12 protein-coding genes are annotated in these 15,482 nt (G+C 59.1%); 9 read left to right on the top strand and 3 right to left on the bottom strand.

Annotated features, from left to right (window positions below; genetic code table 11):
* The first annotated feature begins 1 nt into the window (after position 1).
* From HSW_RS14995 to HSW_RS15000, 3 genes are all read left to right on the top strand, one after another.
* Positions 2-355 carry a hypothetical protein gene (locus tag HSW_RS14995; RefSeq protein WP_044002586.1) on the top strand — a complete coding sequence of 118 codons (354 nt, stop codon included), beginning with the start codon at positions 2-4 and terminating at the stop codon, positions 353-355.
* Between the two features lie 19 nt (positions 356-374).
* The gene (locus HSW_RS24315; protein WP_197031883.1) at positions 375-512 is read left to right on the top strand and encodes a hypothetical protein; all 138 of its coding nucleotides are present in this window, start codon (positions 375-377) and stop codon (positions 510-512) included.
* 405 nt (positions 513-917) lie between these two features.
* Positions 918-1,292 carry a hypothetical protein gene (locus tag HSW_RS15000; protein WP_044002587.1) on the top strand — a complete coding sequence of 125 codons (375 nt, stop codon included), beginning with the start codon at positions 918-920 and terminating at the stop codon, positions 1,290-1,292.
* Positions 1,293-1,460: 168 nt separating this feature from the next.
* On the opposite strand, the gene thiL is transcribed toward HSW_RS15000, so the two are convergent.
* Complete coding sequence (gene thiL / locus HSW_RS15005) at positions 1,461-2,483, bottom strand: thiamine-phosphate kinase (protein WP_044004843.1); 1,023 nt, start codon at positions 2,481-2,483, stop codon at positions 1,461-1,463.
* A 214-nt stretch (positions 2,484-2,697) separates the two neighbouring features.
* A complete protein-coding gene (locus HSW_RS15010) occupies positions 2,698-3,774 on the bottom strand; it encodes a T9SS type A sorting domain-containing protein (RefSeq protein ID WP_044002588.1) in 1,077 nt (358 codons plus the stop codon).
* A 264-nt stretch (positions 3,775-4,038) separates the two neighbouring features.
* Between HSW_RS15010 and HSW_RS15015 the strand changes: the two genes are divergently transcribed.
* Positions 4,039-4,626: a hypothetical protein gene (locus HSW_RS15015; protein WP_155832995.1), complete on the top strand. Its 588-nt coding sequence runs from the start codon at positions 4,039-4,041 to the stop codon at positions 4,624-4,626.
* A gap of 13 nt (positions 4,627-4,639) precedes the next feature.
* Here the strand turns inward: HSW_RS15015 and HSW_RS15020 are convergent, their stop codons facing one another.
* The gene (locus HSW_RS15020; protein WP_044002590.1) at positions 4,640-5,656 is read right to left on the bottom strand and encodes a LacI family DNA-binding transcriptional regulator; all 1,017 of its coding nucleotides are present in this window, start codon (positions 5,654-5,656) and stop codon (positions 4,640-4,642) included.
* A 396-nt stretch (positions 5,657-6,052) separates the two neighbouring features.
* Between HSW_RS15020 and HSW_RS15025 the strand changes: the two genes are divergently transcribed.
* From HSW_RS15025 to HSW_RS15045, 5 genes are all read left to right on the top strand, one after another.
* Positions 6,053-9,265 (top strand): SusC/RagA family TonB-linked outer membrane protein, encoded by a 3,213-nt coding sequence (locus HSW_RS15025; protein WP_081768433.1) that lies wholly within the window; start codon positions 6,053-6,055, stop codon positions 9,263-9,265.
* Between the two features lie 120 nt (positions 9,266-9,385).
* Positions 9,386-10,906, top strand: coding sequence for a RagB/SusD family nutrient uptake outer membrane protein (locus tag HSW_RS15030; RefSeq protein ID WP_052346489.1), 1,521 nt, complete (start codon positions 9,386-9,388; stop codon positions 10,904-10,906).
* Positions 10,907-11,022: 116 nt separating this feature from the next.
* Complete coding sequence (locus tag HSW_RS15035; protein ID WP_197031884.1) at positions 11,023-12,900, top strand: glycoside hydrolase family 2 protein; 1,878 nt, start codon at positions 11,023-11,025, stop codon at positions 12,898-12,900.
* Positions 12,901-13,022: 122 nt separating this feature from the next.
* Positions 13,023-14,462, top strand: coding sequence for an agarase (locus HSW_RS15040; protein ID WP_155832996.1), 1,440 nt, complete (start codon positions 13,023-13,025; stop codon positions 14,460-14,462).
* Between the two features lie 124 nt (positions 14,463-14,586).
* The gene (locus HSW_RS15045; RefSeq protein WP_052346490.1) at positions 14,587-15,450 is read left to right on the top strand and encodes a sialate O-acetylesterase; all 864 of its coding nucleotides are present in this window, start codon (positions 14,587-14,589) and stop codon (positions 15,448-15,450) included.
* Positions 15,451-15,482: the final 32 nt, after the last annotated feature.

Genomic DNA, 15,482 nt, shown 5'->3' on the forward strand with positions numbered 1-15,482 from the left:
TATGCTGACCCACGAGAAGCTGGATTTTTATGCGCGCTATAGGGGCACTTGGGACAACTGGCATCGTGGTATGTATTTCCTGCAGGCAGCAGAGCCTAACCTATTGGAGGATGACGAGTGGATATCGATTCACAACAGCGTACACAACTTGTATCTCATTGACAACGGGCTGGCAGCAAAATCATATATAACCGAGCTTGAGGCCAACGTATCGGCCCTTTGCGAGGACTCCACAGTTGTGCAAAAGATGCGAGAACTAGTCCCTTACCAATATGGTCTCTGGGACCAAAAAATCTCACCGGAACAATCTTTGCCGAAACGATTTGTTGACTGGGTATTTCGTCTGTTTGCCTAATACCTTCAGCCTGCTAAATATGGACTACACCAACGCCCCCGAACTGAACGGCAAATACCTCGGTACCATCACCAAGGACTTTACAGAGTTGCAGCCCATAGATATGTTCCCACACACCCACCATGTGGAGAATGTGGTGTTACTGGAGTTGCGGTAATATTATGAAAAGTTATACCCTAGCTTCTACACTCGCATTATTGTTGGGCTGGGGTACAGCTATGCTTTTTCATGTATTTTATTCATTGATAACTGGCGGCAATTTGGAGAGTGCTGATACTACCGTTGTGGCATTTTGTTCGTTCGTTTTCATGATGCTGGCCAATGGGCTCTTTGTGCAATGGCCAGAGAAATACATAAGTCGGTATTGTCGTTCACATACCCAAACCACCTTCTTGTTTGCCTCAGTGGCTTATGCACTAGTAACATTCATTGTGCTAATTGGCTGGCTTTTTCTGAGCACTGATTTCTGGATAGTATATATAGACGCAGCTATCATCGGTTTAGGATACGGCTTTTGCTTTCCACGTTTCTGGAAGCATTCCTTTCCCCATAAAACTTCATCATGGATTACACCAACGACCCCGAACTGAACGGCAAATACCTCGGCACCATCACCAAGGACTTTGCTACCGTTTCCGATACGCTGAGCGAGGCTTCCTCGCAGATCCGCAAGCGGGATATTTCCAAGTATCCCATCTTCGTGTTTGCCCGCCAGGAGGTGCCGCTGGGTGGCCTGCTCATCAACGCCGACGAGCTGAACCTGGAGTGGCACGTATTCGCCAGCTACCTGGAGCTGTTCGTGCAACAGGGCATCGTGGGCCAGGACGGCATCGAAGCCTTCCAAAGCACCTACCGCGACGCCGACGAGTACTGCTGCCTCTTCGTGCTCGACGAGGAGTTCACCAACTTCGTCTACATCCCTTACCCGGAGGATTAGCTGTCATTGCGAGCCGGAGGCGAAACAATCCTTCCTTTTCAGAGTGACAAGCCTTGAGAAATGAAAAGCCCCTGACGCCAGAGCTAGGCATCAGGGGCTTTTCAGTATGTCAAAAATACGCGCCCAGAAAAGGAAGGATTGCTTCGCGCTGCTCGCAATGACAGGGGGCTACTCGAAGTGGTTGAACCCCTGGGCCCGCAGCGGGATGGGCTGACCAGCTTTGGTAATGAGGTTTGCGCCTTCGCTCTTGTCCACCATGTGGCCGATGATGGTGATGTCGGGGTGGTTCTTGATTTTGTCGTGGTCTGACAGGGGCACCGTGAACAGCAGCTCGTAGTCCTCGCCGCCGTTGAGCATGCACATGATGGGGTCGAGGTTGAACTCCTCGGCCACTTCCAGCGTGGGGTTGGCAATGGGCAGGTTCTCCGTGAACACGCGGGCCCCGGTGCCGCTGGCGGCGCACAGGTGCAGCACCTCGGAGGCCAGCCCGTCGGAAATGTCAATCATGCTGGTGGGCACCACACCCAGGTCGCGCAGCTCGTGCACCACGTCCATGCGTGCCTCAGGGCGCAGTTGGCGCTGCAGCACGTAGGGGTATTTGCCGAGCTCGGGCTGGGTTTCGGGGTCGGCCTGCCAGGCTTGCTTTTCGCGCTCCAGCACCTGCAGGCCCAGGTAGGCCCCGCCCAGGTCGCCGGTTACGCAGAGCAGGTCGTTGGGGCCGGCGCCGCTGCGGCGCACGGCTTTGCCGGCTTCAGCCAGGCCGAGGGCCGTGATGCCGATGGTCAGGCCCGAGCGGCTGCCGGTGGTGTCGCCGCCCACTACGTCCACGTTGTAGGCTTCGCAGGCCAGCCGAATACCTTCGTAGAGTTCCTCCACGGCTTCTACCGAGAAGCGCGAGGGCACGCTTAGGGCCACCACAATCTGGGTGGGCAACGCGTTCATGGCCGCCACGTCCGATACGTTCACGGCCACGGCTTTGTAGCCCAGGTGCTTGAGGGGGCAGAACGTGAGGTCGAAATGCACGCCTTCCACCAGCAGGTCGGTGCTGATGACTACTTCCTGCCCGGCCGGGGGCGCGAGGATAGCCGCATCGTCGCCGATGCCGAGGATGGTGCTGGGCTGCTGCAACTGCACGGTTTCCTGAATCCGGCGAATCAACCCGAACTCGCCTACTTTATCCAAAGGGGTCATATACTCAGAGGTTATGCTGATATGGCTGCGGGCACGGCGGAGGCTGAGGGCACCCACTCAAATCCGGAGCGCAAAGGTACAACGCCAAGCGGGTAAGCAGGTTTTCGGACTTGCTATAACGCAATAAAGAGGCTGCCCCACGCAGGAACAGCCTCTTTACCTATACAATCAGCAAGCAGCAGCGCAACCGGAAAGGCCAGCGCCGGGCAGCAGATTACTTTACCATTAGCTCTTTGTAGACTTTCAGCTGGCCATCCTGCGAAACGAACTGCACGAAGTACAGGCCGGGCGTGAGGCGCGAAACGTCCAGTTTCACGGTTTCCTCACTCAGGCCACGCGGCTGGGCCGTGATGGACTGACCCAGGCTGTTCATCACCACGATAGAGCCCACTTTAGCCCCTTTGATTTCCACGAAAGCCTGACCGCTGGCCGGGTTCGGGAATACGCTGATGGCGGCGTTGAACTTTGCCAGGGTTTTCAGGGGGGCGTAGGAGCCGTATGGACCGGTGTAGTCGTTGTGCTCACCCAGGCGGGAATAGCTCTGGGCAGCGGGGTCCTGCACACCGCCGGGGAAGGCCGTGGAATACGATTCCCACTCAGTGGAAATGTTGTAGCCGGTACGGGCAGTGGGCGTACCACCCTGCGGCTGCGGATTTACCTTGGTACCGGCCGAAACCGTAGCGCGACGGATCAGCGACTGGTTGGCCGAGGTAACCAGCACCTTGTTCGCGTCTTCTGCCGACCAGGAAGTGCCCGGATCCTGACCAATCACCCCGAAGATATCTACCAGAATAGGCGTGCCCTGGCCGGCGTTAGCGCCCGTCCAGCGTACGAGCGCCATAGCGTCGTTGCCGCTGAAGTAGGCAGCACCACCTTGCACAATCACCGAGTTGGTAGCGGCCGGAGCCGTGGCATACGGCGCGCACAGCTGGTCTACCACGTTCAGAATCTGGGGCAAGGTAACTTCACCGCAGGCATACACGAAGGCATCGGCGGTATTCAGTGTGTTGGCTCCCGAAGTACGCTTCAGCCCTTCCTCCTGGAACACGGCAGTAGCGCCGTTGGAGTAGCGGCGGATGGAATACGGGTTCAGATTTACGGCGTTGGTAGTCGGGTTAAATACTTCAATGGCCCGCTCGCTACCGGTAGAGGGCGTGGTGCCGCCGTAGGTAACCCCGCTCTGGTGAGCTCCCTCGTCGTATTCGGAGAAAAATAGCTCGGTGCCCTGGGCCAGGGAAGCCGTGGCAGTGGCCAGCAACAGGCCCAGTGTCAGTAAGTAATTCTTTTTCATGCGCGAGAATGATGAAGGTGTGGATGAAGCGGCCACAAAGATAAGGCAATTGCGGCGGCCTCCGGTCATACGACACCTGGAAAAAACCAGATGCGGCAGCCGGGCTACTACGGCTTACTCCTTGTTTATCTGCTATATACCTTTTGGCTTTTATAGAAACCTGCGTTGTGCGCCGGGTTTTCAGCCGAAGAACTTTACCTGGGTTGATTGTTTTTCGGAAAATTTTCGTTGGCTTGCTACTTCATTCTGCCCCTTCTGTTTCATATGATGCGCCTCGCTTCTCTGCTGTTGGTTCTGACCACTTTCCTCACGACCATCGGCTGCAACCGCACCCCCAAACCCATTGACCCCGCCTCGGCCCAAGCCGTGAAGGTGCAGTTGGATATTCTGCAGGACAGTGTGGAAGCCCGCTGGAGCGAAATGGTAGCTTCCGACAACGCCAAGCTGCACGATACCCGCCAACTGCTGCGGGAGCTGACAACCCAGCCCGGTACCAACCGCCAGCAGCTGGCCCAGCTGCAATACGCCAACGACCGGCTGCCCCGCCGCCGCTATACCCAGCAGTCGATGGCGGAATCGGAGCGGATTGACGCTTATGATGCAGCCCAGGACTCCTTGCTGCGCGCGGTATATACTTTGCTGCCGGCTGGCCAGGAACCGACGGCGGCCATCAAAACCCTCACCGACCAGATTCAGGTGGCCGATGGCGAGCTGATCAGCTTTCGGGTGCGCTACGACCAGGCCGCGACCCGCTTCAACAATTACATCCAGGTGCATACTGCCGAGTTGGAGCAGTTGGGCAGCAAATACGCCAACCTGAAGCCCCTGCCGCTGTTCACGCTCCAGAAATAACCCTATTACTCGATTACTCGCGGGCGGTAGACTTGCGGGCAAACAGCTCCGACTTGAGGGTCAGACTTTGGCTGGGCAGAATGGGTTTTTTCTTTTCAATGGCGCGCAGCAGAATCCGGGCGGCTTCCTTGCCTATTTCGTAAGCCGGCTGTGTGATGGTGGTAAGAGCGGGGGCCAACAAAGAAGCCACGCCCAGGTTGGAAAAGCCGATGATTTTGATAGTCTCCGGAATGGCCCGCCCCAGGTTGTGGCAGGCCTGGTAGCTGCTGATGGCCAGCCGCTCGACGGAGGCAAAAATACCGTCTATTTCGGGGCGGCTACGCAGCAGATTGGTAATCAGTTCCGTGTTCTGCTCGTCATCCCCGTAGCCGGTCAGCACCAGGGTTTCATCGAACGGCAGGCCGTTTTCCTGCAACGCGGCCTGGTAGCCCTGCATGCGCATGCGCCCGATGGAAAGGTTGCCCGAAAGCAGCAGGTGCGCAATGTGGCGGCAGCCGGCATCCAGCAGGTGTTTGGTGGCCAGGTAGCCGCTTTCGTAGTCGTTGGTGGTCACATTGGCCGTACTCAGCGCGTCGCACACCCGGTCAAAAAACACAATGGCGGGCTTGCTGGCATACAGCTTCTGCAAATGCCCGAAATCCTGGCTGCCACTGGCTACCGACATCAGCAGCCCATCTACCCGGCCGCCGGTGAGGTACTGCGTAATGTCCACTTCTCGCTCATAATCGTCGTGGGTGAGGTAAATGAGGACGTGGTAGCCGTTCTGGCGGGCCACTTCCTCGATGCCGTTGATGGCCAGGGAAAAGAAGTGGTTGTTAACCTCTGGAATAACGACGCCGATGGTTTTGCTGATGTTGCGGCGCAGGCTGCTGGCGTAGGCGTTGGGCTGGTAGCCCAGCTCATCGGCCAGGGCCTTCACCCGCTCTTTGGTCTGCGCCGATACTTCATGACTATCCTGCAGGGCCCGCGAAACCGTGGCAATAGACAGGTTCAGCTCCTGCGCAAGTCGCTTTAAATTTACTGGGGGCATTGAGACGCTGTAACGAAGCCGAAGATAGGTGAAAGGGCAAAAACCGCAGGTTCGCCTGGGCTAAAGCTACGGGTTTTTGCCTTACGCCCGTACAGCCAAAAACGGCCTGTTCATTTCCAGAACGGCGTTTTATCTCTATCGACAACCAAGAGTAATTACCCACTTACCAGTGCGCAAAAACGCACACCTATGCAAACGTTTACGTAGATAAACCGGCTGCGCTGGGCTTCAACCAGCGGGAATAGTCATGTACTTAGCAGAGCGAAAACTACCCGTGGAGTACAGCGCGGCCTGCTTGCCGGACCGGGCAGTTTTCGCGGTAGGCAGCCCGGTTCCAACCCGCTTGCCACCGCGCCCCTTCGGTTCCGCCTTTGTCACACCCCAATTCCCACACGCATGACCCGTTCTTTACCTTTTTCCCAGCGCTGGACTGCCGCTCCGCTGGTGTTGCTGCCCCTGCTCGGCCCGACCCTAAGCGGCCCGTTACAGGCCGCGCCGGTAGCCAGCCGCCCGGCCATTGCCGCCGATATTACCATCAAAGGCCGCGTACTGGATGAGAAGGGCGCGCCGCTGCCGGGCGTGAACGTGGTGGTGCGGGGTACCAGCAATGGCACCCAGACTGACCCCGACGGTCGTTTTACCCTCAAGGCCCCCGATGATGCGACGCTGGTGTTCAGCTTTATTGGCTATCTGCCCCAGGAAGTGGCTGTAGGGGGCCGCGACGCGGTAAACGTAACGCTCCAGCCCGATAACAAAACGCTGAGCGAGGTAGTGGTAGTGGGGTACGGCGTGCAGGAGAAAAAGCTCTTGGCTACTTCTATTTCCTCCATTCAGGCCAAGGATGTGGAGCTGATTCCGGTGGCTTCGCCCTCGGAGGCTCTGGTGGGCCTGGTGGCCGGTGCCCAGATTACCGAGCCCTCCGGGGAACCGGGCCAGGGGGCCGTTATCCGTATTCGGGGGCTGGGCTCCATTACGGCCGGCAACAACCCGCTGTACGTGGTGGATGGCTACCCGCTCAACAACCCCGACAGCTACTACCAGATTCCGCCCGGTGATATTCAGTCGGTGCAGATTCTGAAGGACGCGGCGGCGGCGGCTATTTACGGTTCGCGCGGCGGCAACGGCATCGTCATTGTCACCACCAAACGCGGCCGCGCCGATGGCAAGACCCGCTTCAACTTCTCAGCTAATACTGGTGTCATTCAGGTAGCCAAGAAGATGGATCTGATGAACCGAGACGAGTTTGTGGACTACCTGCGGGAGTCTTACACCAACGGGGCCCGCACCCTCTCGCCGGAGCTGACAACGTACCTCAACTCGCCGGGCGGCCTGCCTGATACCGACTGGCAGGATGAGATATTTCGCACCGGTACGCAGCAGCAGTACCAGCTGTCGGCCTCGGGCGGCACCGATAAAGGCCGTTTTTACATCTCGGGAGGCTACTTCAAGCAAACGGGCACTCTGAAAGGCTCGGGCTTCGAGCGTTTCTCGCTGCGTGCCAACTATGATGCGCAGCTGAGTAACAAGCTGAAGCTGGGCCTGAGCCTGGCGCCCAATTTCACCCGCACCGATGTGGTACCTACTTCGGGCAGCTTCAACGGCGGCAACATCTCGGGGGGCGGCCCGAGCGGCGAAACCGGCACCATCACGGCCGCCCTGATTATGCCGCCCATTGTGCCTACCCGCCTGGCCAACGGCGACTACGCCGGCCTGCGCAATGGCACCAACAACGGCATCACTAATCCCGGCGACCTGCTGAGTCCTTTGGCCGCGCTGGATCTGTACCAGGACCGCTCCAACGTGGTGCGCGCCCTGGGTTCTTCGTTCCTGGATTTTGAGGTCATCAAGGGCCTGAATCTGCGTACCAACTTCGGGGCTGAGCTGATTAACTCGCGGCGCGGGATTTATGTGCCGGCCACACTGGGTACGGCTGGCAACCAGGCCGCCAACCTCTCCAATCCTATCCTGAACAACATTGACGCGCGCCGCATCAACGGCACCAACATGAACTGGGTGTGGGAAAATACGGCGACCTACAACCGCACCCTCGGCACCGACCATAACGTGACCCTGCTGGCAGGCTATGCCGCGCAATACAATAACTTCGAGGGCAACACAGTGCTGGGCCAGACGGGCACCTACACCAACACGAATATCGACTACCCGACTGCTGCCGGCCAGGTGTTCGGGAGTGGCCTGAGCAACAACGAAAACGCGCTGACCTCAATATTTGGCCGCTTCGACTACTCGTTTAAGGAACGTTACATTCTGACGGCAGCCCTGCGCCGCGACGGTAGCTCCCGCTTCGGGCCCGACAATCGCTACGCCACGTTCCCCTCGCTGGCGTTGGCCTGGCGCGTGGCGGAGGAGAGCTTCATCAAGCAGTTTCCAACCATCAGTGAGTTGAAGCTGCGCGCCTCCTACGGCGTCACCGGCAACAACAACATCGGCGACTACAACTACCAGAGCTACCAGGAGGCGGCCAACTATGTGCTGGGTACCGGCAACGGAGCCCGCGTGTACGGCTTCTCGCCTAACGGCGTGGCCCTGCGCAATCTGGGCTGGGAAACCAATACGCAGTTTGACGCAGGCTTCGACCTGGGCCTGTTTCGGGACCGGATTTACTTGACAGCGGCCGCTTATCAGCGCAACACCACCGACCTGCTGCTGAACCGCAACATCCCCGCCATTCTGGGCTTCTCGTCGCGGGCCCTGGCCAACGTGGGCGAGGTGCGCAACCGGGGCCTGGAGTTCCAGCTGAACACGGCCAACATGGTGGATGGTAATTTCACCTGGAGTTCCTCGGCCAACCTGACCCTGAACCGCAACGAAGTGCTGTCCCTGGCTGGTGCTAATGAGCAGATTACCTTCGACGCCGTATTTGGCTACACCAGTTCCATTCGGGTGGTGCCGGGCCAGCCGCTGGGCGTGTTCTACGGTTACCAGCAGGAAGGCATCTACCGCGACCAAGCCGATATTGACAGCAGTCCGAAGTGGACGGCCAGCAATACGGTGGTGAAGCCCGGCGACTTCAAGTTCAAGGACATCAACGGCGACGGCACCATCAATACCCAGGATATTGGCGTTATCGGCAACCCCTTCCCCAGCTTCACCTACGGCCTGCAGAACAACTTCGGATACAAGGCCTTCTCGCTGAGCGTTATCCTGCAAGGCTCCCAGGGCAATGATGTACTGTACGGCGGCGACCGGTACACCTTCAACGCACCCGGCGGCACCAACGCCCGCGCTGAGCTGACCAACCGTTGGCGCAGCCCCGACAACCCCGGCGACGGCAAAACGCCGCTGGCTACCACCGCTGCCTCTCTGCGCACCCAGTTCAACTCCTACTTCATCCACGATGCCTCGTTCCTGCGGGTGCGCAACGTGACGTTGCGCTATAACCTGCCAACGGACTGGGCTAACAAAGCCCGGCTGCAAAGCGCCAGCCTCTACACCAGCATCCAGAACCTGTACACATTCACGAAGTACATCGGGTACAATCCGGAGGCCAACAACTTCGGCAACACCACTAACCCCACTTACGGCGTCGACCAGGGTTCCTACCCCATGAACCGTACCCTTACGCTGGGCGTGCAGCTGGGCTTTTAATTTTTGGTTTTCGGCTCTTGGTTCGTGGTTTTTGGCTTGCTGATTTTATGCTCCCGACGACTTGGTTCGTCTGCCGCCAGCAACCAGAAACCAGCACCTACAAACCATCCTCTTCCCACCATGACTTTCGACTACAAACACATATTTACCGGGGCCAGCGTAGCGGCGCTGCTGGGCCTTGCTACCCTAGTCACCACCTCGTGCAGCAAAGACTTCATTGACCTGAACGACCCCACCCGCCTGCCCACCACGGAAGGCTACTCCGACTCGCTGAGCATCCAGAACGGAGTAACAGCGGCGTATGCCTCTTTGCAGGATCTGTATGGCAAGTCGTCGGCTAACAACCGAGGCATCTTCGTCTTCGGCGAAATTCCCTCCGACAACAGCTTCACGGTGGTTTCGGGGGAGCGGCTCAACGAGTTCAACGACTTCACCCTGGTCAGTGACAATCCGCGCGTGCAGAGCCAGTGGCTGATGACCTACCGCACCATTGCCCGCTGCAACATTATCCTAGGCCGGGCCGGGGCCATTAAGCTCACCGACGCCACCCGCAACCGCTACTTTGCTGAGGTACGCTTCATCCGGGCGCTGGCCTACTTCAACGCGGTGCGCATCTGGGGTGACGTGCCGCTGGTAACCCGCGAAATTGCCTCTATTGCCGAAGCCTACGAGTTTGGCCGCACCCCGGCCGCGCAGGTGTACACCCAGATTGAAGAAGACCTGGCCTTCGCGGAAGCCAACCTACCCGTTGCGCAAACGGGGGTGAACCTGGGCCGCGCCACGAAAGGGGCCGCGCAGGGCCTGTTGGGTAGGGTACTGCTGACCCAGAAAAAATACGCCGATGCCGCCACCAAGCTGCGCCAGGTTATCGATGCCAACACCTATACCCTGCAAGCTGCGTACGCCAACATCTTCGCCACCAGTAACGAGATGAACAGTGAAATCCTGTTTGCCGTGCGCTACACCAAAGGTGCTTTGGGGTTGGGCAGTGCGTTTACCACCTGGTTTATGCCCGCCTATACCACGGCCCAGACCACGGCTCTGATCGGAGCCTCGTTTACCGGCCAGCAGTTCAACACCGTGGATACGGACCTGGTCAACACCTTTGTGGCCAGCGGCACCACCGATGTGCGGGCCGCCACCTCCTACACGCTGCCCATCAACCCCACGGCAACCAGCACCTACTATACCAAGAAGTACATCGATACGCCTACTACCTCTACCGATGCTGAAAACGACTGGATTGTACTGCGCTATGCCGATGTGCTGCTGATGTATGCGGAGGCCGTGAATGAAGCCACCGGCCCGACCGCGCAGGCCCTGGATGCTGTGAACCGCGTGATTCGCCGCTCCCGCAACCTGCCCGTAGCCACCGCCAACTCCACCGTGGACCTGCCGACCAGTACCACCCGCGAAACACTGCGTACCCGCCTAGAGCTGGAGCGGCGTCTGGAGTTGAGCTTTGAGGGCCACCGTTGGTTTGACCTGGTACGCACCGACCGCGCCATTCCGGTGATGAATGCTTTCTTCACCCGCACCAACAGCACCACCCGCATCGACCAGAACGACCTGCTGTTTCCGATTCCGATTCAGGAAATCCAGACCAACCCCATCCTGACCCAGAATCCGGGCTATAACTAGCGGTGAGATGGTGAACTGATGAGATGGTGGGTTGATGTCAGAACGGCGCTGTTCGCGCAGCTCGAATGTCAACTCACTAAGTCGCCAAATCACTAAGTCACTAAACCCCACTCTCTATGACTTCACGAAACCTGATGAACGCGCTGACGGCTGCGGTTCTGCTGCTGGCGGGCACGTTCAGCAGCCGGCCGCTGCGGGCCCAATCCACCCTGATTCAGAACATGCCAGGCCGTACCGTGCTGAGTTTGAACGGCAGCTGGAATTACATCATCGACCCCTACGAAAACGGCTTCTACGACTACCGCCGCGAGGCCTTCGACCAATCGAAAACCGGCAAGGGCGGCTACTACGACAACGCCAAGCCGAGCAGCAAGCAGGAAACCGAGCTGATTGAGTACGACTTCGATAAGTCGCAGGCCATGCAGATTCCGGGCGACTGGAACTCGCAGCGGCCGGAGCTGCTCTACTACGAGGGCACCATTTGGTACAAGAAAAACTTCAACCTGATGCCCAAGCCCGGCAAACGGTACTTCCTGTACTTCGGGGCTATTAACTACGAGTCGCACATCTACCTGAACGGCAAGAAGCTGGGCATGCACAAGGGCGGCTTCACCCCGATTCAGTACGACATCACCGACCAGCTTGCCAGCACCGGCGAGAACTTCGTGGTGGTGAAGGCCGACAACACGCGCCGCCCCAACGAGGTGCCCACCATCAACACCGACTGGTGGAACTACGGCGGCATCACGCGCGACGTATTCATTGCCGAAACGCCCGACACCTACATCACCGACTACAAAGTACAGCTGGCCAAAAACGACCCGAACACGCTGGCCGGCTACGTGCAGCTGGCCGGCACCGGCAAAGCCAGCCAATCGGTGACGCTGAACATCAACGAAGCGGGCATCAAACAAACCGTGAAAACCGACGGTGAGGGCCGCGCCACGTTCAGCTTGCCGGCCAAGAAGCTGGCCCGCTGGTCGCCGCAGAGTCCCAAGCTATACGCCGTGAGTTTGACGAGCGGCTTGGACGTGGTGCAGGACCGCATCGGCTTCCGCACGATTCAAACCAAAGGCGCGGATATTCTGCTCAACGGCAAGAGCATCTACATGCGCGGCATCAGCATGCACGACGAAAACCCGCTGATTCCGGGCCGGGCTCGGGGCGAAGGCGACTTGCGCATGCTACTGACCTGGGCCAAGGAGCTGGGCTGCAACTACGTACGCCTGGCCCACTACCCGCACAACGAAACCATGCTCAAGCTGGCCGACGAAATGGGTTTGCTGGTGTGGGCCGAGGTGCCGGTGTACTGGACCATTGCTTGGGAAAACCCCGCCACCTACCAGAACGCCGAGCAGCAGCTTTCCGACCTGATTTCGATGGGGAAGAACCGCGCCAGCGTGGTGGTGTGGAGCGTAGGCAACGAAACGCCGCTGGGTGAGCCGCGCCTGAAGTTCATGAGCAGCCTGGCCCAGAAAGCCCGCTCCCTGGACGACACCCGCCTGATTTCGGCCGCCCTAGAACTGCACCGTACCCCCGACAACGTAATTCACGTGGACGATCCGCTGGGCGAATTTCTGGACCTGACCAGCATCAACGAGTACGCCGGCTGGTACTGGGGCGGCAAGCCCAGCGAAATCACCAAGTACACCTTCGACATCAAGTACAACAAGCCGGTGACCATTAGTGAGTTTGGCGGCGACGCCCTCGGCGGCTACCACGCCGACGCCGAAACGCGTTGGAGCGAGGAGTACCAGGAGGCGCTGTACGTGAACCAGCTCAAGATGCTGAGCACCATCCAGAACCTGCGCGGCATGACCCCCTGGATTCTGACCGACTTCCGCGCCACCCGCCGCCAGCACCCGGTGTACCAAAACGGATTCAACCGCAAAGGCCTGATTTCCAGCACCGGCGTCAAGAAAAAAGCTTTCTACGTGCTCCAGGATTTCTACCGCCAAATGGCCCAGAAGTATGACGGCAAGCAAGGTAAATAGTCATGCTACTTATGAAAAAGAACGTCATGCAGCGCAGCGCGAAGCATCTCGCGTGCGGTCATTGCAACGCCAACTCAACGTCAGCACGCGAGATGCTTCGCGCTGCGCTGCATGACGTTCGAATGACACGTTCTGTAATAGCTGCGGCACTTCTCGCCTTCACCCAAACCACCCAGGCCCAACAGCTCGATACCACCGAGTACACGCTACGCGTCGATGCCAAGAAAACCATCAACAACTCCACCGTGGATGGCAAGGCGGGCTTTTCGGCGTATAAGAGCTACCCCACGCGCAGCATTGCGCAGCTGCCGGGCTTTCGGCCGGGCACGGTGAAGCTGAGCAAGTACGGCGGGCGGCTCGACAAGCGCACCAAGGCTACCGGCTTCTTCCACGTGGAGAAGATAGCCGGGCGCTGGTGGGCCGTGGACCCCGAGGGCTACTACTTCCTGCACAACGCCCCGAACGACGTGCAGCCGGGCCGCTCGGAACGGACCCAGCAGGCGCTTAAAACCAAGTTCGGCGACCAGGCCGGCTGGGCGGCCGGCACCCGCAAGTTTCTGCAAGCCAACGGCTTCAACGGCACCGGGGCGTGGTCGGCTACCAAGGATATTCAGGCGGAAAACGCCCGGGCCGACAAGCCGCTGGCCTACACCATCAACCTGGATTTCATGAGCAAGTACGGGGACAAGCGCGGCGGCACCTACGTGCAGCCCGGCCACAAAGGCTACCCCAACGACGTGATTTTTGCCTTCGACCCCGGCTTTGAAACCTTTGTTGAGGAGCAGGCTAAACAGCTGGCGCAGAACAAGAACGACAAGAACCTGTTCGGCTACTTCTCTGACAACGAGATGCCGCTGCTGCGCAAAAACCTGGATGGCTACCTGAGGCTACCCACTACCGAACCCGGCTACCAGGCCGCCAAAAAGTGGGCCGATGAGCGCAACATCACCCTCGAAACCATTACCGACCAGCACCGGCAGGATTTCCTGGCCTTTGTGGCGGAGCGGTACTTTAGTATTGTGGCGAAGGCCATGAAAAAGTACGACCCCAACCACATGTACCTCGGCTGCCGCTTCCACGGAGCCCAGCGCTACTACCCCGAGTTGATGCGCGTGGCCGGCAAGTACCTCGATGCGGTGAGCATCAACTACTACAACAACTGGACGCCAGAACCCCGCTGGGTGCGCGAATGGGAGCAGACGGCCGGCAAGCCGTTCATCGTGACGGAGTGGTACGTGAAGGGCGAGGACGCGCCCGGCCTGGCCAACACGGCCGGGGCGGGCTGGGTGGTGCGCACCCAAACCGACCGGGGCTTGTTCTACCAGAATTTCACGCTGGGCTTGCTGGAATCGAAGAATTGCGTGGGCTGGCACTGGTTCAAGTACCAGGACAACGACCCGACCATTGTGGGCGCCGAACCGTCGAACACTAACGCCAACAAAGGCATTGTGGACAACTATCTGGAGCCTTACACGCCTCTGCTGGACAAAATGCGCGAGCTAAATCAGCAGATGTACCTGCTAGCCGATTACTTCGACAAGCGCCAACCCGTGGTCCGGTAGAACGATGTAGAGACGCGACACTTCGCGTCTCGGCGTCCGCGCAATTAGGATTAAACAACCTCAGCAACGACGAGACGCGAACCGAAGGTCGGCGCAGCCAAGTGTCGCGTCTATACATCTCCACATGAACCACCTTTCTCTCCTGCTTCTGACCATAACCACCCTGCTAACTGGTTCGGCGGGGGCGCAGAGCCTGCGGCCGAAGGCGCGGCAGCAGGTGACGCCACCGGTGCGAAAAGAGAAGTTCCGGCTGTATCTGTTGGTGGGGCAGTCGAATATGGCGGGGCGGGGCACGGTGGAAACGCAAGACACGCTGCCCAACCGGCACGTGCTGCGCCTGAATGCGGCCGGGCAGTGGGAAGTGGCCCAAGACCCTATTCATTTTGATAAGTCTGTGGCGGGCGTGGGGCCGGGGCTGACGTTCGGCCGGACGCTGGCGGCGCAGGACACCAGCGTAGTTATCGGACTGATTACGTGCGCGGTAGGCGGCTCGGCCATCAGCTACTGGCAGCCGGGCGCGTTCTACCCGCCCACCAAAACCAACCCCTACGACGATGCCATCCGGCGGGCCCGCGCGGCCATGCAGAGCGGCACGCTGGCCGGCATCATCTGGCACCAGGGCGAATCGGACAGCAACCCGGCCGGCAGCGCGGCCTACGCCCAGAACCTAACGGCCCTCATTGCCCGTTTCCGCCAGGATTTGCAGGCACCCACCGTGCCGTTTGTGGCCGGGCAGCTGCCAGAGTTTCAGCTTGCCAAGCCCGACAGCGCCGGCCGGCCACACACCAACCAAGCTGCCCAACGCATCAACGCCACAGTAGCCGCGCTGCGAAAAACGGTGTCGCGCTACGCCTACGTCACGGCCGAGGGCACCACCCACATCGGCGACTATACCCACTTCAATGCCACTTCGGCCCGCCTGATGGGCCGGCGCTATGCCGCGGCCATGCTGCGCCTTCAAAAAGCCAGCAAGAAAAGCTCCCGGTAATTGCTCCTACCCTCACGCCCCTACTTCATTCC

This window comes from Hymenobacter swuensis DY53, from assembly GCF_000576555.1.
GTDB classification, from domain to species: Bacteria; Bacteroidota; Bacteroidia; order Cytophagales; family Hymenobacteraceae; genus Hymenobacter; species Hymenobacter swuensis.